Source organism: Actinopolymorpha cephalotaxi (assembly GCF_013408535.1).
Classification (GTDB): Bacteria; Actinomycetota; Actinomycetes; order Propionibacteriales; family Actinopolymorphaceae; genus Actinopolymorpha; species Actinopolymorpha cephalotaxi.
Genome location: NZ_JACBZA010000001.1, coordinates 567,008 through 589,937 on the forward strand (window position 1 = coordinate 567,008; position 22,930 = coordinate 589,937).

Sequence of the window (22,930 nt, forward strand, 5' to 3'; positions counted from 1 at the left end):
GGTCAGGGGACCACGCGGACGTCGAGTGCGGCCCGGGCCGCCGCCTGGTCGCCGTCGACGGTGAGTCGCCGGCCGAGGTCGTCGGCCGGTAGCCGCCGCCACAGCGCGAGCAGCAGGTCGCCGGCCGTTCCCGTGACGGTGGCGGTCGCGGCCGCAGCCTCGGTGTCGGTGAGCGCGGGGCCGATTCCGACCGGTACGCCGTCCGGCTCGGCCGGAGGGCTGACCAGCCAGCGGCCGGCGTGGTCGGTACACCGCAGCAGGACCGGCGCGAGGAGCCGATGCGGCCCGAAGCGCTGTGACCTCGGCATCATCACCTCCACGACCTCACCCACGCCGTCGGCGGCCAGGTCGGGGTCGACCACCGGCGTACCGCCGACAGCCTGTTCGGCGTCGACCCGGTGGATGCACACCTCGTGCGCCTGGCGGCGGGACCAGAACTCCGCCGTGCCGCCGTCGCCGAAAGCCCAGGTCGGCCGGGCAGGGTCGGTCGCCGCCAACTGGTCGAGCAACAGGTCGACCGACTCGGCGTACCACGGTCCCAGCTCGGAGTCGGCCGGGCTGGGCACCGTGTCCGACCCGCCGCCGGGAAACTCGCCGGTCCGTACGATCTTCGCGGCCCACCGGTGCACCCGGCCGGTGTGTGCCACCAGGTCGGCGAGCGTCCATTTCGGGCATGACGGGACGCGGGCGGTGTCCGGGCCGGTCTCGTACGCCGCCAGCAGGCGGGCGGCCTCGGCCCGGATGAAGGCCGCGTAGGCAGGTGGGTCCAGCGCGCCGTGCAGCGGAACGGAGTTGGCGGGGTTGTTCATGAGCTCAACCTAAGGTGTCCGGTCCCCCGGTGGATCACGTGGCGACTGGTGATGCGGGGGCTCGCGCACCGGCGCGGCGGGTGGATCCGGTGGTGTCGGTGCGGTCCCATAGGCTCGGTCGACGCAGCAGGGGCGAAGGCGGCCGGGTCCGGCGACAGCCCAGGAGGCAGGCATGAGCGAAGCGGCCCAGACGCAACTGAGTGGTGTCGCCGAAGGCACCGAAGACCCAGGCGCCACCGAAGTCATGGGTGGCACCGAGGGCACCGGCAGCACGCCTGCGGGCGAGCGGCAGACCACCGACGGCCGCGGATCGCTGGCCGAGCTGGTGGCCGCCGGCTGGGAGGATGCCCTGGCGCCGGTCGCCGGGCAGATCGCCGCGATGGGCGACTTCCTGCGCGCCGAGCTCGCCGCCGGGCGGCGCTACCTCCCGTCCGGTCCCGACGTCCTGCGGGCGTTCCAGCAGCCGTTCGCCGACGTGCGCGTCCTCATCGTCGGCCAGGACCCCTATCCCACGCCCGGGCACGCGGTGGGGCTGAGCTTCTCCGTGGCACCCGAGGTGCGGCCGATCCCGCGCAGCCTGACCAACATCTACCGCGAGTACGCCGCCGACCTCGGTCATCCGCTGCCGTCCAACGGCGACCTGTCGCCCTGGTCGCGGCGCGGCATCCTGCTGCTCAACCGTTCGCTCACCGTCGAGCCCGGCAAGCCCGCCGCCCACCGCGGCAAGGGCTGGGAGGCCGTCACCGACCAGGCCATCCGGGCGTTGGTGGCCCGGGAGACGCCGCTGGTGGCGATCCTGTGGGGGCGGGACGCGCAGAGCCTGCGGCCGTTGCTGGGCAAGGTGCCCAGGATCGAGTCCGCGCACCCGAGCCCGATGTCGGCCGACCGGGGGTTCTTCGGTTCCCGCCCGTTCAGCCGGGCCAACGCCCTGCTGACCGAGCAGGGCGGGGAGCCGGTCGACTGGGCTCTCGACTGACCTGCACTCGACCGACTGCACCGACTGACCTACCCGACACTCGTGCACCGATGCATCGCACCGGGGGATCTCATGCGTACACGCCTGGCCGCGGCGGCGGTCGCGTTCGCCCTACTCACGGGTGCGGCGGCCTGCTCGCAGGGCCCGCCGGAGGAGGCGTCCAGGGCGGCACGGGCGTTCGCCGCGGCGTGGTCGTCCGGCACGCTCGGCGCCACGGTCGACCCGCGCACGGCGAAGGCCGCGGGCCGCGACCTGACGGCCGACGCGCGGGCAGTGCGGGTCCGGAAGACGACCGTCCGCCCGGCCGGTGAGCTGACCTGCCTCGACAGCGACCAGGCCGCGAAGCTGAAGGCCGACGGGAAGGTCTGCCGCCAGCCGCTGACCGTCACCCACGAGCTGGCCGGCCTGGGCGACTGGCATTACACCACCACCGCGCAGGTACGCCAGGACGACCAGGGCAGGTGGAAGGTGTGGTGGACGCCACAGACGTTCCACCCGAAGCTCGTGGCGGGCACGGAGTTGCTCCGCCACCGGGAGCTCCCGAAGCGGGCGTCCATCCTGGACCGCGCGGGGAAGCCGCTGACCAAGGAGACGCCGGTGGTCCGGGTCGGGGTGGAGCCGCGCCGGGTCGAGCCGGACGTCACCTACGCCAAGCTGCAGCAGGTGCTCGACGTCGACCCGAACGCCCTGCGCAGGCGGGCCGAGGCGGCCGACCCGACGTTCTTCGTCGACGTGCTGACCCTGCGCGAGCCCGCCTACCAGAAGGCGCGGGCCCGGCTGGACGACATCCCCGGGGTGGTGACCCGCGAGGACACCATGTCGCTCGGCCCGTCGTCGTCGTTCGCCCGCGGCGTGCTCGGCGTCGTCGCGCCGGCGACGGCGGACTCGCTGAAGGACGCGGGCCCGTTCGCGACGGACGGCGACGCGGTGGGCGCGAGCGGGCTGCAGGCGGCGTACCAGACCCGGTTGGCCGGTAGCCCGAGCGGCCGGATCGACGTGGTGCGCACCGCCGACGACCACCGGGTGGCCACGGTGTTCTCGCGGACGGCGAAGCCGGGCAGGTCGCTGCGCACGACGCTCGACCAGGACGCGCAGAACGCCGCGGAGGACGCGGTCGCGGGCCAGCAGAAACCGACCGCGCTGGTGGCGGTCCGGGCCGGCACCGGTGAGGTGCTGGCCGCCGCGAACGGCCCTGGCGTGACGTCGTACAACCGTGCCTTCGTCGGCCACTACGCACCCGGCTCGACCTTCAAGGTGGTGTCGGTGTCCGCGCTGCTGGAGGGCGGGCTGCGTCCCGGCGACACGGTGACCTGTCCGGCCGACACGTCCGTGGGCGGCAAGCACTTCAAGAACGCCTACTCCTTCTCCCTGCCCGACGGTCCGATGACCGACGCGTTCGCGCACTCCTGCAACACCACCGTGGTCGACCGCGCCCGCGACCTGGACGACGGCGACCTGGTGGCGATGGCCGAGCGGTTCGGCATCGGCACGAAGTGGAAGCTCGGGCTGCCGGCCTATTCCGGCTCGGTCCCCGAGCCCCACGATCTGGTCGACCGCGCGGCCAGCATGATCGGCCAGGGCCGGGTGCTGATGAGCCCGCTGGGCATGGCGCTGGTCGCCGCGACGGTGGACGCCGGACGGCCGTACAAACCGGTGCTGCTGCCCGACGTGGCGCCCGGCGGTCCCGCGGGCGAGGCGCTTCCGGCCGGACTGGTCCAGGAGATGCGGGGGCTGATGCGGGCGGTGGTGGCCGACGGCTCCGCCAAGCAGTTGGACCTGCCCGGCCCGGACGTCCACGCCAAGACCGGCACGGCGGAGTACGGCAGCGACGACCCGCCGCGCACGCACGCCTGGATGATCGGCTACCGCGGCGACATCGCGTTCGCGGTGCTGGTCGAGGACGGCGGCGCCGGCGGCAAGGACGCGGGACCCGTGGCGCGCACGTTCCTGCGCGGCATCAACTTCGTGGAGTGAGGGCCCTCCCGGCCTAGGGTCTGTCCTGCGGATCATGGCCGGTTCGCGTGCCCCCGCATCCCGCCCGGCCGCGTTGTCGTCGTCGCGCGTAGAACACCGCTACGCGTCTCCTCCTCCGCCTTGCCGGACGGGCGCGGATGACCCGCTCACTGTTCGGCCATGATCGGCAGGACAGACCCTAGACTCGACACCATGGCGCGACCGAACGAGCAGGTGGGCGCGCTCCTGCAGGAGTACGCCGACCTGGTGGCGATCACCGGTGGCGCGCCCTACCGTGCCCGGGTCTACGAGAAGGCCGCGCGATCGCTCGCCGGGCATCACCTCGACGTGTCCACGCTCGACGAGGCCGGTCTGCGCGAGATCCCCAATGTCGGCGACTCGATCGCGGCGAAGGTGGTCGAGTACTTCCGAACCGGCCGAATCGAGGAGGTCGAGCGGCTGCGTGCCCGCATCCCGCCCGGCGTGCGCGAGCTGACGCGGATCCCCACGCTGGGCCCGCGCAAGGCGATGATGCTGTACGACGACCGCGGCATCGCCTCGGTGCAGGACCTGCTCGACGCACTGGACGCGGGGCGGCTGAGGGGCCTGAAGGGGTTCGGGCCGAAGACCGAGGAGAACCTCCGGCACGGCATCACCCTGCTCCGCCAGGCCGGTGGCCGGGTCACCCTGGACGTGGCGATGGCGCTCGCCGAGGAGATCGTCGCCGCCCTGTCCGCCCTGCCCGAATGCGAGCGCTGCACCTTCGCCGGGTCGCTGCGCCGGATGCGTGAGACCGTCGGCGACCTGGACATCCTGGCCGCGTCCACGCAGCCGCGGTCGCTGATGAACGCGTTGACCGGGCTGTCGCTGGTGGCGGAGGTGATCGCGCACGGCGACACCAAGACGTCGGTGCGCACCACCGCGGGAATGCAGGTCGACCTGCGCGTCGTACCCCCGGAGTCGTGGGGCGCGGCGCTGCAGTACTCCACCGGCTCGAAGGCGCACAACGTGCGCACGCGCGAGATCGCGGTACGCCAGGACCTCAAGCTGTCCGAGTACGGCCTGTTCACCGTCCCGCCCGCGCAGCGCCGGCACCGGCGCAAGGCTGGGTTGACAGCCGAAACGGTAAGTGGTGAAGGGGATTCGGGCGAGGAGAAGGTCGAGGCGGCAGAGGAGCCCGGACCTCCCGAGGCCGGCGAGCTGGTGGTGTCGAGGTCGGAGAAGGAGGTGTACGCCCGGATCGGGCTGCCGTGGATCCCGCCGACCCTGCGGGAGGACCGCGGCGAGATCGAGGCGGCCCGCGACGGCGCGCTGCCCGACGTCGTGACCGAGCAGGACATCAGCGGCGACCTGCACACCCACACCGACCTCACCGACGGGGTGGCGCCGATGGCTGCGATGGTGGCCGCCGCGGCCGAGCGCGGCTACGACTACTACGCGGTCACCGACCACGCGCCGAACCTCTTCATGCAACGGATGACGGACGAGAAGATGCTGGCCCAGCGCGAGCAGTTGCACGCCCTGGCGAAGCGGTACCCGGCGATGACTCTGCTGCACGGGACCGAGCTCAACATCGACCCCGACGGCGAGGTCGACTGGCCGGCGGACTTCCTTGCCGGGTTCGACATCTGCGTCGCGTCCGTGCACTCCCACTTCGATCAGACCAGGGCGGAGCTGACCCGGCGGCTGGTCCGGGCCTGCGAGAACCCTCACGTCAGTGTGATCGGGCATCCGACCGCGCGGCTGATCGGCCGCCGGCCGCCGATCGACGTGGACCTGGAGGCGGTGTACGAGGCGTGCGCGCACACCGGCACCGCCCTGGAGGTGAACGCCTCACCGGGCCGGCTGGACCTGAACGACGAGCACATTCTGGCCGCGCGCCGCCACGGGGTGAGGTTCGCCATCGACACCGACGCGCACGCGGTCGCCCACCTGGACTACCTGCGGTACGGCGTGGGGACCGCCCAGCGGGGCTGGCTCACCGCGGACGAGGTGATCAACACCTGGCCGCTCCGCCGGCTTCGGACGTTCCTGCGCAAGGGCCGGGAAGTAAGCATGGGCCGGGAAGTAAGCATGGGCCGGGAAGCAGGCATGGGCCGGGAAGCACGGAAGGGACGGAAGGAACCGTGACCCGGGGGAGCGCACCCGCACTGGTCCAGGAGACGGCGTACCGCTACCGGATCGACCCCATCGGGCGGATGCGGGTGCCCGGCGTGGTGTTCGCCTCTCCCGGACTGCTGCCCGAGGTGGGCGGTGACCAGGCGCTGCAGCAGGTGGCGGACGTGGCGACACTGCCGGGAATCGTGGACGCGTCGTACGCCATGCCGGACGTGCACTGGGGCTACGGCTTCCCGATCGGCGGGGTGGCCGCCACCGACATCGCCGAGGGTGGCGTGGTGTCCCCGGGCGGGGTCGGCTTCGACATCTCCTGCGGCGTCCGGCTGTACGCGGCCGACCTCGACGCGGCGGACCTCGCGCCGAGGAAGGAGGCGGTGCTGGACGGACTGAGCCGGTCGACACCGCGCGGCATGGGGAAGGGCGCGGTGTGGGAGCTGTCCGGGACCGACCAGCTCGCGAAGGTGCTGGCGTCCGGCGCGAGGTACGCCGTCGAGCAGGGACACGGGGTGCAACGCGACCTTGACAGGTGTGAGGACCTCGGCGCGGTCGATGACGCCGACCCTGCCGGACTGAGCGAACGCGCTGTCAACCGCGGCTTGCACCAGCTGGGAAGCCTGGGGTCGGGCAACCACTTCCTGGAGGTCCAGGTCGTCGACGCGGTGCGCGACCGGGTTGCGGCGGAGGCCTTCGGGCTCCGGGCGGGCCAGGTGTGCGTGATGATCCACTGCGGATCGCGCGGACTCGGCCACCAGATCTGCACCGACCACGTACGCACGATGGAGCAGGCGATGGCGGGGTTCGGCATCACCGTGCCCGACCGGCAGCTGGCGTGTGTGCCCGTCGACTCCGATCCCGGACGGGCCTATCTGCGGGCGATGGCGGCGGCCGCCAACTACGCCCGTGCCAACCGGCAGTTGCTCGGCCAGGCCGCGCGCGAGGTGTTCGAACGCCTCACCGGCGCCGGCCTGAACCTGGTCTACGACATCTCCCACAACCTGGCGAAGGTGGAGACGCACGTGGTGGCGGGGCAGTCGCGGCGCCTGTGCGTGCACCGCAAGGGCGCGACCCGAGCGCTCCCGCCCGGCCATGCCGACCTGCCGGCCGACCTGCGCGACCTCCCGGACGTGGGGCAGCCGGTGCTGATTCCGGGGTCGATGGGCACGGCGTCGTACGTCCTCACCGGCGTGCCGGGCGGTCCGGCGTTCGCCTCCACCTGTCACGGCGCGGGCCGCACGCTCAGCCGGCACCAGGCGGCCCGGTCCGTCCGCGGCCAGGAGCTCCGCACCCAGTTGGAGCGCAGGGGAGTCGCCGTGCGCGGGGCGTCGTGGCGTGGGCTGGCCGAGGAGATGCCCGAGGCGTACAAGGACATCGACGCGGTGGTCGAGGCGGCCGAGGGCGCCGGGCTGGCCCGGGCGGTGGCCCGGCTGGTGCCGGTCGGGGTGGTCAAGGGCTGACCGACGGCTCTGGGGACCGTCGCCTGGTCGCTTGTCTGCCTGGTCGCTCAGACGTCGAGGGTGACCGCGCAGGACCAGCCGTCGGGGCCCTGCTCGAACCGCAGGCCGTGCAGCGAGACCGCCTTCGGGACCGCGCCGACCAGCTCCACCTCGCCGGTCCCGGTGACGTCGAAGTGCACGTCGTACCCCTCCTCCAGTGCGGGTTCGACCCGGGTCGCGAGCGGGATCACGTCGGCGGTGTCGAGGAGGTAGACCACCTCGTCCAGCACCGCGACCAGGAGGTCCTCGTCGGTGTCCGCGGTGACCTCGAAGCTCGCGGAGTCGGTCGGCCGGGCCGCCGAGGTGTCGGCGAACGTCTCCACCATCGCGGCGACCGCCTCGGCCACACAGGCCTCCCGGGTCGGCCCCCAGGCCTCGATCCGGGCGTCCGCGGTGTGCGGGACGCTTCGGTGTCCGAGCTGCATCGTCCGCCTCCGGCGCGACTGGCCTACGTAGGTTCCGGGGACTGTCCTTCCCCTCGCCGCGCACGCTACGCGACCAGGTTCCTGCGCGCTGTGCACCGCGCGGACACCGGGGCCGGCAATTTCGCGGCCTGCTCCGGACGGAAGGCGCCGCGGTGGGGAAGCCCGTTCGACCGGGACGGGACAATCGGACCCGTGAGCGACCTCGGCGAGACCTGCGAAGAGCAACTGATCGAGACGGTGCCCGGACTGTCCGCACCGGTGGAGATCGTCGTCGACACCTGGGGCGTTCCACACATCTACGCCGAGAACGACCGCGACGTGTTCTTCGCCCAGGGCTTCAACGCCGCCCGGGACCGGCTGTTCCAGATCGACCTGTGGCGACGGCGGGGGCTGGGCCTGCTCGCCGGGGCGTTCGGGCCGGACCACCTCGACCGCGACCGGGCCGCCCGGCTGTTCCTGTACCGCGGTGATCTCGACGCCGAGTGGGCGTCCTACGGCGCCGACGCGCGGATGACCGTCACGCGGTTCGTGGGGGGCGTGAACGCCTACCTGGACTGGCTGGAACGCCATCCGGAGGCGCTGCCGCCGGAGTTCGGGCTGCTGGACTACCGGCCGGACCGCTGGAGCCCCGAGGACGTCGTACGGATCCGTAGCCACGGTACGGCGTACAACCTGCTGCACGAGGTGGCCCGGGCCCGGGTGACGCACGCGGGCGGCTGGGAGTCCGACCTGGTACGCCAGTCGCTGCTGCCGCACCGTCAACCCCACCTTGCGGACGGGATGGACCTCGACCTGCCCGACGACGTGCTGCGGGTGTGGGAGCTCGCCACCACGCCGGTGGTGTTCACCGGCGACCCGCGGACACCCCTCAGCACCGAGACCGCCGCCGCTTCGACGGGTGATCTCGACGGCGGCAGCAACAACTGGGTGGTGGCCGGCACCCGTACGGCGACCGGGCGGCCGATCCTCGCCAGCGACCCGCACCGGCCGTTCGCCACGCCGTCGCTGCGGTATTTCGCGCACCTGTCCGCGCCCGGCCTGGACGTGATCGGCGCGGGCGAGCCGGCGGTGCCGGGAGTGACCCTGGGACACAACGGCCGGGTGGCGTTCGGCTACACGATCTTCCCGATCGACACCGTGGACCTGTACGTGTACGAGCTCGATCCGGGCGACCCGACGCGCTACCGCCACGGCGACGGCTGGGAGCCGATGCGGACCGAACGCCAGACCGTGCCGGTGCGCGACGCCGGCCCGTGTCAACTCGACCTTGCGTTCACCCGGCACGGCCCGGTGGTCCACGTCGACGCCGAACGCCTGCGGGCCTACGCCGTGCGGATCACGTGGTCGGAGCCGGGCACCGCGCCGTACCTGGGCAGTCTGGAGTACCTGCGCGCACGCGACGGCGAGGAGTTCCGTGCCGCGCTGCGCGCCTGGGGCGGTCCGGGGGAGAACCACGTCTTCGCCGACGCAGGCGGCCGCGTCGGCTGGCAGACCGCCGGGCTGGCGCCGCGGCGGACCGGCTGGGACGGCCTGCTGCCGGTGCCCGGCGACGGGCGTTACGAGTGGACCGGCTTCCACTCCCCGGAGGAGCTGCCCGGCTCCGCCGACCCCGCTACCGGTTTCGTCGCCACGGCCAACGAGTACAACCTGCCCGCGGACTATCCGGCCGACCGGCAGCTGTCGTACGAATGGTCCGACCCGGCCCGTCAGCAGCGGATCACCGAGGTGCTCGAACGGCCCGAACCACACCGGCTCGAGGACTCGATGCGGCTGCAGAACGACCGCCGCTCGGTGGGCACCCGGCAGGTCCTGGCGCTGGTGGCCGGGTTGCGCCCGAACGGCGACCGGCGGCTGGCGACCGCGCTGGCGATGCTGCGCGACTGGGACGGCGTGGAGGCGCCCGAGTCCGCGGCGGCGGCGTTGTACCAGGTGTGGTTCTCCCGGCACCTGCTGCCCGGCTTCGCCGAGGCGGTGCTTCCGCCCGGCGTACCACCCCTGCTGCCCACCTTCGACCAGGCCGCCGTACGGTCCGCGCTGGCCGACCCGGCCACGGTGTGGAGCGACGGCGGGGACGACGGCGGGGATGGGGACGCGGACCGGCGCCGGGACGACCTGCTCCTCGGCACCCTGCGTGCGGCGGTCGCGGACCTGGAGGACCTGCTGGGTCCGGACCCGCGCGGTTGGAGCTGGGGTGCGCTGCACCGCAACCACCAGCCGCACCCGCTGGGGTTCCTGGACCCGGCGCTGGACGTGGGACCGTTCCCGGTCGGCGGCTCCGGCACCACCCTGAACGCCGCGCCCTACCTTCCCAACGACTTCGTGCAGACCATCGGCGCGTCCGCCCGGGTGGTGATCGACGTCGGGGAGTGGGACAACTCGGTGTTCGTCAACACCCCGGGTCAGTCGGGGGACCCGCGCAGCCCGCACTACCGCGACCTCGCCGAGCGCTGGCGGGACGGCGAGTACGTCCCGCTGCTGTACAGCCGGGCGGCGGTGGAGCGGTCCGCGGCGACCCGGATCCGGCTGCTGCCGGGGTGACGGACAGCGCCCTCACCAGGGGCTACGGCGCCTGTCGGTGGTGGGTTCTAGGGTCTGCGCATGGCCGTGAGATACAAGGTGTGCGTCGACTGCTCAGACCCTCACCTGCTGGCGAGTTTCTGGGCGCGGGCGCTGGACTACGTCGTCGAGGATCACTCGCCGCTGATCGAGTCGCTGCTGGCCGAGGGCGCGCCGATCCGTGACCACCTCGTCGAGGTCGGCGGCCGGCCGGCCTGGCGGACCGCCGCCGGGATCCGCGACCCCGACCACCCGGTCAACGCCGGGACCGGCGTCGGGCAGGGCGGCCGGATTCTCTTCCAGACGGTGCCGGAACCCAAGCAGGGCAAGAACCGCCTGCACCTCGACCTGCACGTCGGCGCCGACCGGGTGGACGCGGAGGTCGCGCGCCTGTGCGGCCTCGGCGCGACCCGGCTGGGCGAGGGCAACGAGGAGGGAGGTTCCCGCTGGACAGTGCTCGCCGACCCGGAGGGCAACGAGTTCTGCGTGGCCTGAGACCCGACCTGGACCCTCGCGGGGATCCTCGGCTCAGTCGGTCAGCTCCCTGACCCGGGACTGGTCGGTGATCCGGTAGCCCAGGCTGGTGTAGAGGTTGATCGCCGTGGTGTTCGGGCCGAAGACGTTCAGCGCCAGCACGGGGTCACCCGCGGCGAGCACCGCGCGTTCGCCGAGGTGCATGACCGCCCGGCCGAGCCCGCGGCCGCGCAGCTCGGGCACCACCGAGACACCGAAGACGAACGCACGTCCGGCGTCGAGGTGGTGCCGGACCCAGATCTCCGCGGAGTACGTCGATCCGGGCGGCTCGTCGCCGGTCTCCAGCACCAGGATGCTGTGGTTCTCGGTGGCCGGGCCGTCCGGCAGCAGCTCGTCGAACTCCGCGTTGGCCTGGGTCAGCGCCTCCTCGGGGGACAGTGCCCGGCCGACGGCGATCTCCTCGGCGTACCCCGCGACGGACCCCTCCCGCCAGGCCGGGAACTCCGCCTCGGTCATCGCCCGGCCGGCCAGGCCCTCGGGGAGTTCGGGTGGCGGCGCGTCGGTGAGTGTCCGCTGCATGCGCTGGGCGGTGACGGTGTACGCGCCGAACAACGCCGACTGTGCCGGGTCGTTCGGGTCGATGGTGGTCGCCACCCGGGGCAGACCGTTCGCCCGGGCCCAGTCCTCGACGTGTGCGCGGGCCGCGGAGCCGGCCCCGTGCCGGCGCCACTGCGGGCCGACCCAGATGTCGTACACGAACGCCCGCGGGCTGGCCGGGTCCGTCCGGCTCCCCGCGGCGACAAGTCCCACGACCTCCTCGCCGGCCGGCCCGGTGGTCCGCAACGTCCACACCGGGTGCTGTGCGGCCTCGGCCCGCATCCGGTCCAGGCGTTCCACGTGGCCCGCGACGTCGTCGTCTGCCAGGCCCTGCCGGCGCCACTCCTCCCCGCGACGTGCCAGCCAGTCGGCGTGCCACCGCGCCTCGTCCTCCGCAGACGCCACCTCGACACCGAAGTCGACCAACTTTCCGCCTCCCCACCAGCCGTCCCTACTGCAGGTTGACGAACATACCGCCGTCCACCAGTACGTCGGCACCGGTCATGTACGCCGACTCCGGCTGGGACAGCAGCCACAGCACCCCGGCCACATCGGCCGGCTCGCCCATCCGGCCGGCGGGGATGCGCGAGCGGAAGTAGTCGACCTTCCCCTGGTCGGTCCAGTCGGCCTTGTTGATGTCGGTGGCGATCGCGCCGGGCAGAACGGCGTTGCAGGTGATGCCGTGCGGGCCGAGCACGATGGCCAGGCTCTTCATCAGCGAGCTGATCCCGGCCTTGGTGGTGCAGTAGTGCACCTGCTGGGAGCCGCCGACCCAGGCCGAGATGGACGACACCGACAGCACCCGGCCGCCGCGTCCGGCCTCGACCATCGCCTTCGTGAACGCCTGCGTCACCAGGAACGCGCCGCGCAGGTTGACGTGCTGGACGCGGTCCCACAGCTCCACGTCGATGTCGAAGAAGTCGGCGAACGGGCAGATGCCGGCGTTGTTGACCAGCACGTCCAGCGGACCCCAGGTCGCGTGCACGATCGCGGCCAGCTCCGTCACCGCGGCCGGGTCGGCGACGTCCGCCTCCACCACCAGCGGCGTACCGCCCTCCTGGCGGACCAGCTCGGCCGTCTGCTCGGCGTACTCGCGTTCGCCCGGTGGGTGGTTGACGACCACCCGGGCACCCTCGCGGCCGAACCTCGCCGCGGTCGCCCGGCCGATGCCGCGGGCCGCGCCGGTCACCAGCACGGTGCGAGGCCCCGCGCGGATTGTGTCGCGGCTCGCCCCGCCGCTCATGCCACCCTCCCCTCGGGGAAGCGTTCGAGGTTGTCCGGGTCGTACAGCGGAACGATCACGTCGGCGGTGCGGCGTACCCGCTCGTAGGCGGCGATCGCCTCGTACAGGTTCTCGTTGATCCCGATCGGGATGTTCTTCTCCACGTTGTCCAGCACGAAGAAGCTGTCCGAGATCGCCACCACACCACGGGCGGTGTCCGCCTCCACCACGACGGACGCACGGTGGTGTACGCCGGACCACCACGTGCGCAGGCCGGGCGCGAGCTCGTCCTCGTCGGCCAGCAGCCGCACCCGCGGCCAGGCCTCGGTCACCAGGTGGACGAGCACGTCGTCGGGCAGCGACGTCGCCCGGTTGTCGTGCGGGTGCGCGTGCGTGGTGTGGAAGTGCACCCAGCCGCGTTCGGCGACGCAGATCCGCGCGTGGGTGAACAACGCGACGTTGCTCACCGTGTAGAGCTGCAACGGCGTCAGGACGACATGGGTGACGTCCTCCGGCGTGAGGCCGAACCGGGCCAGCTGGTCGACGACGAACTCACCGGGCTCGCGCCCCATCCGGGCACGCGCGCCGAGCACCTGCTCCCAGTGGGCGTTCATGGGTTCGAGATCGCGCGCCGGACCGGTGTTCACCAGCGCGACGACACCGTCGCCGCGCAGCAGGACCGACTGGAACAACAACGTGTGCCACTCGTCCCAGCCGCTCATCCAGAACAGCTCCGGCCCCGGCACCTCGCCCCGGCCGAGGGGCAGTACGTCGACGCGGAACTCACTCATGAACGGTCACACTCCTTGGGTCTGTGCGGGTGTCCGGTGCTGGCGTCCGTAGCCCAGCGCGGCCGAGAGCCGGTGGGCCGCCTCGGCCAGCAGCCGGTGGGCGTTCTCCCGGTGGGCAGGTGTGCAGCGGATCGCCGGGACGGACACGCTCAGCGCGGCGACCGTACGCCGGCTGACGTCGTACACCGGCACGGCGACGCACCGGATGCCGAGCGTGTACTCCTCGTTGTCGACGGCGAACCCGCGCCGGGCCACGGTGCGCAGCTGACCGAGCAACCTGGCCTTGTCGGTCACCGTGTGCCGGGTGAACGCCGGCAGTGGTTCCGCGGGCAGGCGCGCGTCGAGGTCGTCGTGGCGAAGACCGGCCAGCAGCACCTTGCCGACGCCGGTGGCGTGGGCGGGCAGCCGGCGGCCGACTTCGGACGCGAGGGTGAGGGTCTGGCGGCCGTCGACCTTCGCGACGTAGACGTTGTGCAGTCCGTCCAGCACCGCCAGCTGGACGGTCTCGTCGATGGTGTCGCGGATGCGTTCCATCAGCGGCAGCGCGCGTTCGACCAGCCCGAGCGTGCGCGTGTAGGCGTTGCCTGCTTCCAGCGTGCGAAGGCCGAGGGAGTAACACCGCCCGCCGGGATCGAACTCCGCCCAGCCGCGTTCGACCAGCGTCCGCAGCAGCCCGTGCAGGCTGGAGCGCGGATAACGCAGGGCCTGCGCGATCGCGGTGAACGTGAGCGGCTCCTCGTGCCGGGTGAGCAGCTCCAGGATCGCGAGGGTGCGTTCGGCCGACTTCACCACGCCGGTGGTCGGGTCGTTCACGGCGACCTCCGGACGTCGATCGTTCGGATACGTGAACTCAGGTTCACCGAGCTGAAACTGCGCATAACCTACGCCGACATGGCGACCTGAGTCAGGCTCGTGTCCGCCCTTGGCAGGAACCCTTGGCAGGAACGGAGTGAGTGCGATGGCGATGCCGAAGGTACGGGAGGTCCGCGCGTACGTCGTGCGCGGCGGAGGTGCGGACTACCACGACCAGGCCGGGCAGCACTGGATCGACGACCACGTGGCCACGCCGATGGCGTACTACCCCGACTACCGCGACAGCCGGCAGAAGTTCGGCCTCAACGTGCTCGGCACCCTCGTGGTCGAGGTGGAGGCCGACGACGGGACAGTCGGGTTCGCGACCACGACGGCCGGCGAACCCGGCGCGTACATCGTGGAGAAACACCTTGCCCGCTTCGTGGAGGGCGCCCCGGTCACCTCGATCGAGAAGATCTGGGACCAGATGTACGCCTCGACGCTCTACTACGGGCGCAAGGGAATCGCGGTCAACTGCATCAGCGCCGTGGACCTCGCGTTGTACGACCTGCTCGGCAAGCTCCGTCAAGAGCCGGTTTACGCGCTGCTCGGCGGTCCCGTCCGCGACGAACTCGTCTTCTACGCAACAGGTGCGCGCCCGGACATCGCCGAGCAGCTCGGCTTCGTCGGGGGCAAGCTGCCCTTGCAGCACGGGCCGGCCGAGGGCCCCGAGGGCATGCGCGCCAACCTGGACAGGCTCGCCTCGATGCGCGAACGGGTGAGCGAGGACTTCTTCCTCAGCTGGGACTGCTGGATGTCGCTCGACCTGGACTACGCCACCCGGCTCGCCCAGAGGTCGGCGGAGTTCGGCCTGCGCTGGATCGAGGAGCCGCTGCCACCCGACGACTACTGGGGGTACGCCGAGCTGCGGCGCCGGGTGCCGACCGGCATGTGGGTCACCACCGGCGAACACGAGTGGACGAGGTACGGCTTCCGCCTGCTGCTGGAGATGGGCTGTGCCGACATGATCCAGCCGGACGTCAACTGGTGCGGCGGCATCACCGAGCTCGCCCGGATCAGCGCCCTCGCCGACGCGCACGGCGTGCCGGTGATCCCGCACGGGTCGAGCGTGTACTCCTACCACTTCGTGCTCACCCGTCGGAACAGCCCGTTCTCGGAGTTCCTGATGATGCATCCGCAGGCCACCGAGGTGGTGCCGATGTTCCACCCGCTGCTGCTGGACGAGCCGGTGCCGGTGGGTGGGCGGCTGCGGGTGCCGGAGACCCCGGGGTTCGGCGTACGGCTGAATCCCGAGTGCGCGCTGCACCGCCCGTACACGCACTGACCTGCCCTCCGCACGGCGAGGGTCTCCTGGACACTTGTCCGCATGGAACTCACCGGTGCCGGTCTCGGTGTGCCGTTCGAGGTTTCCGGTCAGGTCGCCACCGCGCTCGGGCGTACGGTCGAGGAGGTCCGGGCCGCCGAGGTCGACCCGCTGGCCGCGCCCGCCGTCGACGGCATCGCCACCGCCGGCATCTGGCGGGTGCGCGGCGCGGGCTGGTCGGCCGTGGTCAAGGTGCTTCGGCACGTCGCCGACGGCGGCCTGTCGGTGTGGCGAACGGACGCGGACCCCACGCACCCGTTCCACTGGCGGCGGGAGGCGGACGCGTTCGCGGACGGTCTGCTCGGCGCGCTGCCCGGTGACCTGCGGGCACCGGCGTGCCACGGCGTCGTACCCGGCCCCGACGGCACCCTCGCGATCTGGATGGAGGACGTCGCCGGCCGCGAGGGATCGACCTGGGCGCTGCCGCGGTACCGGCTCGCGGCCGTTCACCTCGGCCGGGTGCAGGGGCACCTGGCGCTGGCGCAGCTGGCGGGCGCCCCCGTGCTGGATCGCCCGTGGCTGAGCCGCGGGTGGCTGCGCATGTACGTCGAACGCCGGACCGCCCGGGGTGCCGCGGAGGCCGACCCCGCCGACCCGCGGGTCTGGTCGCCCCCACCGGTGCGGCGGCTCGTCCCGGCCGACCGGGTGCCGGCGTTCCAGGCGCTGTGGGCGGACCGCCACCGGCTGCTCGACGTGGTGGACGGGTTGCCGCGAACCCTGTGCCAGCTCGACTTCCACCCGCGCAATCTCTTCGACGTGGCCGGGCAGACCGTGGTGATCGACTGGGCGTTCGCCGGGGTGGGCGCGCTGGGGGAGGACCTCGGCAACCTCCTCGTCGACGCGGTGACCGACTTCCACCTGCCGCCGGCGAAGCTGCCGGAGCTGTTCGAGACGCTGGTGGGCGGGTACGCCGACGGGCTGTCCGCCGCCGGGTTGCCGGGGTCGGGAGGGGCTGAGGTCGCCCGGATGGTCGCCGCCGGGGCCGCCGCGAAGTACGGCTGGCTGGCCCCGGCGATTCCCGCCGTGGTGGCGCAGGGCCGCACCACGCTGAACGGCCGTCCGATCGAGGAGTCCGCCCCGGTGTGGGTGGCCTGCGGGGACTTCCTGGTGCAGCTCGCCGACCTGGCGCTGCGGGGCGGCGCCGCACCAGGCGCCGGGCGACGCTAGGCGTTCGCCCGGGGCGTGAACCTGCGCAGCCGCAGGCTGTTGGTCACCACGAACACCGAGCTGAACGCCATCGCCGCCCCCGCCACCAGCGGGTTGAGGAAGCCCAGCGCGGCCAGTGGCAGCGCCGAGACGTTGTACGCGAACGCCCAGAACAGGTTGCCCTGGATGGTGCGCAGCGTCGAACGCGACAACCGGATCGCGTCCGCGGCCACCCGCAGGTCGCCGCGGGCGAGGGTCAGGTCGGACGCCTCGATGGCGACGTCGCTGCCCGAACCCATCGCGATCCCGAGGTCGGCCTGGGCCAGCGCGGCCGCGTCGTTCACGCCGTCGCCGACCATGGCGACCACCGCGCCGGCCTCCTGCAGATCCCGGACCGCTGCCACCTTGTCGGCAGGCAGCACCTCCGCGCGTACGTCCTCGGCGGAGATTCCGACCTCGGCGGCCACCGCCCGGGCGGCGCGGGCGTTGTCGCCGGTGAGCAGCACCGGCCGAAGCCCCAGCGCCCGGAAGTCCGCCACCGCGGCAGCCGACGTCGGCTTCACCGTGTCGGCGACCACCAGCACCCCCGCGACCCGGTCGCCCTCGGCGACCCAGATCGGCGTACGCCCGGACTCCTCGGCCCGCTCGGCGTCCGCCCGCAACTCCTCGGCCGGCTCCTCGACTCCTTCCGACCGCAGCCAGCTGAGCCGGCCGGCCCGGACGAACGACCGGTCAGCGCCAGCAGCACCAGCAGCACCGTCGGCACCGTCGGCACCGTCGGCTCTCTCGACCAGCCCGGACACCCCGAGGCCCTCGGTGTTGCGGAAGTCGGTCACCGCCACGGGTTCGGTGCCGCGTTCGCGGGCACCCGCGACCACCGCCTGGGCGATCGGGTGCTCGGAGGCGTGCTCGACCGCGGCGGCCAGCCGCAGCAGGGTCGCCTCGCCGGTCGGTGCGGCCGGGAACAAGTCGACCAGGCTCATCTGCCCGGTGGTCACCGTCCCCGTCTTGTCCAGCACGATGGTGTCCACCCGGCGGGTCGACTCCAGCACCTGCGGTCCCTTGATCACGATGCCGAGCTGCGCACCGCGGCCGGTGCCCACCATCAGCGCGGTGGGCGTGGCCAGGCCGAGCGCGCAGGGGCAGGCGATGATGAGCACCGCGACCGCCGCGGTGAACGCCGCGGTCACCCCGCCGCCGGATCCGAGCCACAGCCCGAACGTCGCGACCGCGAGCACGATCACCACCGGGACGAAGATGCCGGACACCCGGTCGGCGAGCCGTTGCACGCGGGCCTTGCCGTTCTGCGCGTCCTCGACGAGCCGGGCGAGCTGGGCGAGCTGGGTGTCCGACCCCACCCGGGTGGCGCGTACGACCAGCCGGCCGCCGGCGTTCACGGTGGCTCCGACCACGTTGTCGCCGGGGCGCACGTCGACCGGGACCGACTCGCCGGTGAGCATCGACGCGTCCACCGCCGAGGCGCCGTCGACGACCACGCCGTCGGTGGCGACCTTCTCGCCCGGACGCACGACGAATGTGTCGTCGACGGCCAGCCGGTCGACCGGGATCCGGGTCTCCACGCCGTCGCGGAGGACGGTGACCTCCTTGGCGCCGAGCTCCAGCAGGGCCCGCAGCGCCGCGCCCGAACGCCGTTTGGCCCGAGCCTCGGCGTACCGGCCGGCGAGGATGAACGTCGTCACCGCCGCGGCCACCTCGAGGTAGATCTCCTCCGCCCCGGAACCCTGCCGGGGAAGCAGCGAGAACTCCATCCGCATGCCGGGCGTGCCGGCCTCCCCGAAGAACAACGCGTACAGCGACCAGAGGTAGGCGGCGCCGACGCCGAGCGAGATCAGCGTGTCCATCGTCGCCGCGCCGTGCCGGAGGTTGGTCCACGCCGCCTTGTGGAACGGCCACGCTCCCCACACCGCCACCGGCGACGCCAGGGTGAGGGCCAGCCACTGCCAGTTGGTGAACTGCAGGGGCGGCACCATCCCGAGCACGACCACCGGGAGAGCGAGGGCGAGGCTGGTCAGCAGGCGGGTGCGCAGGGCCCGGGTCGGGTCGGCCTCGGGTGGCGCCGCGGGGGATCCGGCTGCGGTCGCCGCGCCGTCGGCGGCGTCCGGCGACTGGGCTGGAAGGGCCGGCAGCGTCGCGGTGTAGCCGGTGGCCTCGACGACCCCGACCAGCTCGTCGGTGGTCACCGACGCGGGCGCACTGACCTTCGCCTTCTCGGTGGCGTAGTTGACCGTGGCCATTACGCCGTCGAGCTTGTTCAGCTTCTTCTCCACCCGGGCGGCGCAGGAGGCGCAGGTCATGCCCCCGATCAGCAGCTCGACGTCGCGGGTCGGGGGCGCCTCCTGGGTGGTCGTCCCCTGAGTGCTTGTCGGCTGGGTGTTCGTCTGCTCGGCGCCGGTCGTGACCGGCGCGCCCGAGCTCACGAGGTGACGAGGCGGTAGTCTCCCGCCTCGTCCAGGGCCTCGGACACGGCCTCGGGTGAAACCTCGTTGGCGCTGGTCACGGTGACGGTGGAGTTCCCGCCGGGCACCAGGTCGACCGAGACGTCGGACACGCCGTCGACGGCTTTGAGCTCACTGGTGACGGCGGCCACGCAGTGCTCACAGGTCATGCCGGACACGGTGTAGGTCGAGGTGAGCGACACAGGAGTCTCCTTGTGCATTCTGGGTTCCGGGGATGCGTGGGTGTGCTGGGTGGTGCTGCGGGTCTCGCGGGGTCTCGAGGGGTCTCGCGGGGGTCGTCAGGAACGAACGAGGCGGGCGATGGCGGCCGAGGCCTCCTTGACCTTGCCCTGCGCGTCCTGGTCGCCACTGGCCAGCGCCGCACTCACGCAGTGGGCGAGGTGCTCGTCCAGCAGTCCGAGCGCGAACGACTCCAGCGCCCTGGTCGCCGCCGACACCTGGGTGAGGACGTCGATGCAGTACGTGTCGTTCTCCACCTGCCGCTGCAGGCCGCGAACCTGGCCCTCGATCCGGCGCAGCCGCTTGAGGTGCGCGTCCTTCTGGTCGAGGTAGCCCGGCGGCCGGTGACCGGCGTACGGGCTGGGAGTCCGGACGCTGCCGGGACTGCCGGTTTCGTCGCTGTCGGCGACGACATCGGCAGCGGTGTCCGCTGCGTCCTGAACGGGGGATAGATCCGCGTTGCTCGGTTTGCCCGCCTTGGACCGGCGGGACGGCGGTGTGCTGGCCATGGCTGTCTCCCTGCTACCCCCAAGGGGTATCTCTTCGGGCGTGCTCCACCATACCCCAGCCAGGTATGTAGCCAACCGGCTCCCCGGGTTGCGTGGCGGTGAACCTCGGAGTCCTCGTCATCCCCGATCCGGCCGCGCCTCGGGGGCCGCTCTCGGTTGTCGCTGCCTGAAGGCCAGTACGACGGCGATGCCGAGGCACCCGGCCATGACGAGTACGACCAGCGCGAGCACCGGGTTGACCCAGGCGCCGACCAGGTCGTACTGGGCGTCGCACGGGTGGGTCATCGGAAACAGGTCGCTGCGATGTGTGAGGACGTAGTCGGCGTCGTACGCGTGGCCGGAGAGCGCGCACGCCTCCGCCTCGTCGAACCCGCCCGCGAACGCGCCGAAGAGATAGGTGAGACCGGCTGCCGGCAGGAGCAGCGCGCTGGTCCCGGCGAACCATCCCGGACTGGTCCGCCAGCGTCCGGACGCAAGCGTGGCGATCCAGTGGACGAGTCCGATGACGTACGCGGCCAGGCCGATCAGCGACACCAGGACGAATGCCAGCACCGGATCGCGACCTCGAGGCTCAGCCGGAGCCGAGTACGTCGCCGAGCGTGCGTACGGCGCGCATTGCCTCCGCGGCCGCGGCGGCGGACCGGTCGTGCAGCGCCTGACGCAGGCTGCGTTCGACCTTCTCGGACACGACGTCGGGGTCGGCCTGGTCGCTGTGGAGACGCAGGAAGCGGTGCCAGTCCTGGATCCGGATGCCGAGCACCTCGAGTTCGTTCGAGGCCTGGATGAAGTCGTCCATCATGCCGCGCACCCGGGCGACCCGGCCGAAGTTCTTCCCGCCGTCATAGGCGGGCACGTCGGCGATCTGGGCGTCCCGGGCGGGGTAGGGCCGCGCGCCGGCGGGATGGTGGATGCCGCGGTCGGTGCCGCGCGCGGCGTCGCGTGCGTGCTGCCAGTAGTAGGTGCGGTAGTCGGCGGCCCAGCGCGCCGATGCGACGAAGGGCTGCGCGGCGACGGGGGAGCCGGACAGGACGTTGTCGAGGTACCACGGGACGACGACCAGCAGGTCGTGGTCCGCGCAGGCGCCGGCCGTGGTGCTGAACCGGAAGCTCGGCTCACCTTCCTTGGCCAGCAGGAACCAGCCCTTCAGCTCGATGCCGAGCGCGATGGCCGGCCCGCCCGTCGAGCTCTTACGGACCAGGCGTACGTCGGGAAACCGCTGCGACTGGCGTTCGAAGGTGTACCCCAGCCACTCGTTGTCCGGATCCCACAACGGACGTTGCTGGTTGAGCGCCTTCACCACCTGGCCCTCGATCGAGGTGCCCAGCAGGGTGTTGAGGCTGTGCAGGTCGGTGGCGTTGACGCCGGCGACGTGGTTGCTGAACTCGAAGTACGCCGGCAGGCCGAGCAGCAGGGTGCGCAGCCTCGCCTGCAGGTGGGTCAGCGGGTCGTCCGGGTCGAGGTCGGGCTCGGCCGGTGCGCCCGGCCCCAGGATCTCCGGCTCGGCGGCGAAGAGTCCGTCCGCCTCCGCGGCGGCGGCCTCCAGGTCGGGACCGCCACCGACGGCGGGCCCGTCCGTCCGGTCGCCGACGCCGCTGGTGCCGCCAACATCACCGACGCCGCTGGTGCCGCCGACGCCGCCCACGCCGTTGGCACCGCTGGCATTACTGGCACCGCTGACGTCGCCGCGCGGGGCGGGGGATCCGGCGGTCACGGTGCCTCCTGCGTGGTGGGCCGGCGGTGGTGCTCGGCGGGGACGGCGGCCTCTTCGGCGGACGGGTCGGCGGTGGCGGCGGCGACCCGGAGCCGTTCCCGGGCGAGCTTCGCGAAGCCCTTGTCGCGTTCGGCGACGTAGGCGCGCCGGCCCAGGGCGACCGCCGCGACCGAGCCGGACGCCAGCCCGCCGAACGGCTCCCACACCACGTCGCCCGGCTCGGTCACCGCGCGGACCAGTCGCTCCATGAACTCCAGCGGCTTCTGGTTGAGGTGGGCGGAACTACCCGCGGTCGGTTTGTAGACGCGGGGCGCGGCCCGGCGCAGCGTCCCCTTGAGGCGTTCGTCGTCGTGCAGCGGGCCGCGGTGCCAGATGTTGGTGAGGCCGTGCTGGTGGTTCCAGCGGTAACGCAGGCCGTCCCACTCCTTCGCGGTGACGATCGCCTCGCCGTCGAGGCTGAAGTAGGGCCAGCCGGTGCGGGTGCCGTGCTCGTTGGCGTACGTCGCGAGCTTCTCGAACATCGCACCCGGCGGCCAGTACCACAGCCAGTCCTGGGTGAGGTATTTGCGCGTGGCGGCGTTGCGTACGCCGCAGGCCTCGTTGGCGCGGTAGAGCGGCAGCCCGCTGCGGACCCACTCGTGCCGCAGCCAGCGGCGCACCGGCATCGGGCCTTCGGGCGTGTCGATCGCGAACCTGCGTTGGTAGAGCACGCAGACCTCCGACACCACCGGGAACCTGCGGATCGTCTTGCCGTTGACGTTGCCGGCGACGTGGGCGATCCCCTTGTCCCAGGTGATGGTCTGGACGTACTCCCAGCCGTGCTCGGCCAGCAGTGGATGGATCGTCGCCCAGCCCACCTCGGTGTTCCACACCCACAGCGTGGTGGACGGGTGCGCGGCCGCCGACCAGGACTCCACGTGCGGGCGGTACCACTCCGCGAGTCCCTCGGGGCCGGTCGTGTCGCCGTGGAAGCCGCGGACGCCGTAGGCGCCGTCGCTGATGATCGTCGTCGGGGTGGGCCAGCGCGCGTAGGCGCGGGCGACGTCGCCGGTGTACAGGTCGTACGCCCGGGGCCCGCGCCGGCCCGGCAGCGGCGCGCGGACGCCACGGTCTTCTTCCACGCCCCGCAGGCTATCCGCCGCCACCGACAGCACTCCTCCGGCTCGCCCGGGCACACCCCACCAGGGACCGAACGGTGACCGGACAGGCGACCGGAGCGGGTGACCGGAGCAGGACGCTTCGAAGTCGGGCCGTGGCGGCCGGAAGCGCCGTGTGCGA

At 72.6% G+C, this 22,930-nt stretch carries 19 protein-coding genes and 1 pseudogene; 8 read left to right on the top strand and 12 right to left on the bottom strand.

Annotation, left to right across the window (positions count from 1 at the left end; genetic code table 11):
* Positions 1 to 2: 2 nt before the first annotated feature.
* A complete protein-coding gene (locus FHR37_RS02555; RefSeq protein WP_092881726.1) occupies positions 3 to 809 on the bottom strand; it encodes a maleylpyruvate isomerase family mycothiol-dependent enzyme in 807 nt (268 codons plus the stop codon).
* Positions 810 to 981: 172 nt separating this feature from the next.
* Between FHR37_RS02555 and FHR37_RS02560 the strand changes: the two genes are divergently transcribed.
* From FHR37_RS02560 to FHR37_RS02575, 4 genes are all read left to right on the top strand, one after another.
* Positions 982 to 1,785 (top strand): uracil-DNA glycosylase, encoded by an 804-nt coding sequence (locus FHR37_RS02560; protein ID WP_237768607.1) that lies wholly within the window; start codon positions 982 to 984, stop codon positions 1,783 to 1,785.
* Between the two features lie 72 nt (positions 1,786 to 1,857).
* Positions 1,858 to 3,759, top strand: coding sequence for a penicillin-binding transpeptidase domain-containing protein (locus FHR37_RS02565; RefSeq protein ID WP_092881728.1), 1,902 nt, complete (start codon positions 1,858 to 1,860; stop codon positions 3,757 to 3,759).
* Positions 3,760 to 3,951: 192 nt separating this feature from the next.
* Entirely contained in the window at positions 3,952 to 5,868 is a 1,917-nt protein-coding gene (locus FHR37_RS02570) for a helix-hairpin-helix domain-containing protein (protein WP_092881730.1), read from the top strand.
* On the top strand, positions 5,865 to 7,310 hold the full coding sequence (locus tag FHR37_RS02575; RefSeq protein WP_275936393.1) for an RtcB family protein: 1,446 nt from the start codon (positions 5,865 to 5,867) through the stop codon (positions 7,308 to 7,310). Before FHR37_RS02570 ends, FHR37_RS02575 begins: the two co-directional genes overlap by 4 nt.
* A gap of 47 nt (positions 7,311 to 7,357) precedes the next feature.
* Here FHR37_RS02575 and FHR37_RS02580 read toward each other — a convergent pair whose 3' ends face one another.
* The gene (locus FHR37_RS02580; RefSeq protein ID WP_092881733.1) at positions 7,358 to 7,774 is read right to left on the bottom strand and encodes an archease; all 417 of its coding nucleotides are present in this window, start codon (positions 7,772 to 7,774) and stop codon (positions 7,358 to 7,360) included.
* A gap of 192 nt (positions 7,775 to 7,966) precedes the next feature.
* Between FHR37_RS02580 and FHR37_RS02585 the strand changes: the two genes are divergently transcribed.
* Positions 7,967 to 10,312, top strand: a complete 2,346-nt coding sequence (locus tag FHR37_RS02585; protein ID WP_237768608.1) for a penicillin acylase family protein — start codon at positions 7,967 to 7,969, stop codon at positions 10,310 to 10,312.
* 60 nt (positions 10,313 to 10,372) lie between these two features.
* Positions 10,373 to 10,825, top strand: a complete 453-nt coding sequence (locus FHR37_RS02590; RefSeq protein WP_092881735.1) for a VOC family protein — start codon at positions 10,373 to 10,375, stop codon at positions 10,823 to 10,825.
* A 33-nt stretch (positions 10,826 to 10,858) separates the two neighbouring features.
* Here the strand turns inward: FHR37_RS02590 and FHR37_RS02595 are convergent, their stop codons facing one another.
* The 4 genes from FHR37_RS02595 to FHR37_RS02610 are packed head-to-tail and all read right to left on the bottom strand — an operon-like array spanning position 10,859 to position 14,227.
* The gene (locus FHR37_RS02595) at positions 10,859 to 11,827 is read right to left on the bottom strand and encodes a GNAT family N-acetyltransferase (RefSeq protein ID WP_092881737.1); all 969 of its coding nucleotides are present in this window, start codon (positions 11,825 to 11,827) and stop codon (positions 10,859 to 10,861) included.
* A 25-nt stretch (positions 11,828 to 11,852) separates the two neighbouring features.
* The gene (locus FHR37_RS02600; RefSeq protein WP_092881739.1) at positions 11,853 to 12,644 is read right to left on the bottom strand and encodes an SDR family NAD(P)-dependent oxidoreductase; all 792 of its coding nucleotides are present in this window, start codon (positions 12,642 to 12,644) and stop codon (positions 11,853 to 11,855) included.
* Positions 12,641 to 13,414, bottom strand: coding sequence for an MBL fold metallo-hydrolase (locus FHR37_RS02605; protein ID WP_092881741.1), 774 nt, complete (start codon positions 13,412 to 13,414; stop codon positions 12,641 to 12,643). Before FHR37_RS02605 ends, FHR37_RS02600 begins: the two co-directional genes overlap by 4 nt.
* 6 nt (positions 13,415 to 13,420) lie before the next feature.
* On the bottom strand, positions 13,421 to 14,227 hold the full coding sequence (locus FHR37_RS02610; RefSeq protein WP_092881743.1) for an IclR family transcriptional regulator: 807 nt from the start codon (positions 14,225 to 14,227) through the stop codon (positions 13,421 to 13,423).
* 145 nt (positions 14,228 to 14,372) lie between these two features.
* On the opposite strand from FHR37_RS02610, the gene rhmD reads away from it, so the two are divergent.
* Both rhmD and FHR37_RS02620 read left to right on the top strand, forming a co-directional pair.
* Positions 14,373 to 15,551, top strand: a complete 1,179-nt coding sequence (gene rhmD / locus FHR37_RS02615; protein ID WP_092881745.1) for an L-rhamnonate dehydratase — start codon at positions 14,373 to 14,375, stop codon at positions 15,549 to 15,551.
* A gap of 42 nt (positions 15,552 to 15,593) precedes the next feature.
* Complete coding sequence (locus tag FHR37_RS02620; protein WP_092881747.1) at positions 15,594 to 16,757, top strand: phosphotransferase; 1,164 nt, start codon at positions 15,594 to 15,596, stop codon at positions 16,755 to 16,757.
* On the opposite strand, the gene FHR37_RS02625 is transcribed toward FHR37_RS02620, so the two are convergent.
* The 6 genes and pseudogenes from FHR37_RS02625 to FHR37_RS02650 form a co-directional block, all read right to left on the bottom strand.
* Positions 16,754 to 19,051, bottom strand: a complete 2,298-nt coding sequence (locus tag FHR37_RS02625; protein ID WP_092881910.1) for a heavy metal translocating P-type ATPase — start codon at positions 19,049 to 19,051, stop codon at positions 16,754 to 16,756. The two genes, FHR37_RS02620 and FHR37_RS02625, sit on opposite strands and share 4 nt — an antisense overlap.
* A 119-nt stretch (positions 19,052 to 19,170) precedes the next feature.
* Complete coding sequence (locus tag FHR37_RS02630; RefSeq protein ID WP_237768609.1) at positions 19,171 to 19,395, bottom strand: heavy-metal-associated domain-containing protein; 225 nt, start codon at positions 19,393 to 19,395, stop codon at positions 19,171 to 19,173.
* A 96-nt stretch (positions 19,396 to 19,491) separates the two neighbouring features.
* Positions 19,492 to 19,773: pseudogene (locus FHR37_RS31210) on the bottom strand (metal-sensitive transcriptional regulator); the annotation flags it as partial.
* A gap of 285 nt (positions 19,774 to 20,058) precedes the next feature.
* On the bottom strand, positions 20,059 to 20,493 hold the full coding sequence (locus tag FHR37_RS02640) for a hypothetical protein (RefSeq protein WP_092881753.1): 435 nt from the start codon (positions 20,491 to 20,493) through the stop codon (positions 20,059 to 20,061).
* A gap of 19 nt (positions 20,494 to 20,512) precedes the next feature.
* Positions 20,513 to 21,652 carry a hypothetical protein gene (locus FHR37_RS02645; RefSeq protein ID WP_092881755.1) on the bottom strand — a complete coding sequence of 380 codons (1,140 nt, stop codon included), beginning with the start codon at positions 21,650 to 21,652 and terminating at the stop codon, positions 20,513 to 20,515.
* Positions 21,649 to 22,773, bottom strand: coding sequence for a DNA methyltransferase (locus FHR37_RS02650; RefSeq protein ID WP_175542382.1), 1,125 nt, complete (start codon positions 22,771 to 22,773; stop codon positions 21,649 to 21,651). Before FHR37_RS02650 ends, FHR37_RS02645 begins: the two co-directional genes overlap by 4 nt.
* Between the last annotated feature and the right edge of the window lie 157 nt (positions 22,774 to 22,930).

Bases quoted from the DNA above. Each gene is read 5' to 3' on its own strand.
- FHR37_RS02555 (WP_092881726.1), bottom strand. From the start codon at position 809: ATGAACAACCCCGCCAACTCCGTTCCGCTGCACGGCGCGCTGGACCCA.
- FHR37_RS02560 (WP_237768607.1), top strand. From the start codon at position 982: ATGAGCGAAGCGGCCCAGACGCAACTGAGTGGTGTCGCCGAAGGCACC.
- FHR37_RS02565 (WP_092881728.1), top strand. From the start codon at position 1,858: ATGCGTACACGCCTGGCCGCGGCGGCGGTCGCGTTCGCCCTACTCACG.
- FHR37_RS02570 (WP_092881730.1), top strand. From the start codon at position 3,952: ATGGCGCGACCGAACGAGCAGGTGGGCGCGCTCCTGCAGGAGTACGCC.
- FHR37_RS02580 (WP_092881733.1), bottom strand. From the start codon at position 7,774: ATGCAGCTCGGACACCGAAGCGTCCCGCACACCGCGGACGCCCGGATC.
- FHR37_RS02590 (WP_092881735.1), top strand. From the start codon at position 10,373: ATGGCCGTGAGATACAAGGTGTGCGTCGACTGCTCAGACCCTCACCTG.
- FHR37_RS02600 (WP_092881739.1), bottom strand. From the start codon at position 12,644: ATGAGCGGCGGGGCGAGCCGCGACACAATCCGCGCGGGGCCTCGCACC.
- FHR37_RS02605 (WP_092881741.1), bottom strand. From the start codon at position 13,414: ATGAGTGAGTTCCGCGTCGACGTACTGCCCCTCGGCCGGGGCGAGGTG.
- rhmD (WP_092881745.1), top strand. From the start codon at position 14,373: ATGGCGATGCCGAAGGTACGGGAGGTCCGCGCGTACGTCGTGCGCGGC.
- FHR37_RS02620 (WP_092881747.1), top strand. From the start codon at position 15,594: ATGGAACTCACCGGTGCCGGTCTCGGTGTGCCGTTCGAGGTTTCCGGT.
- FHR37_RS02625 (WP_092881910.1), bottom strand. From the start codon at position 19,051: ATGACCTGCGCCTCCTGCGCCGCCCGGGTGGAGAAGAAGCTGAACAAG.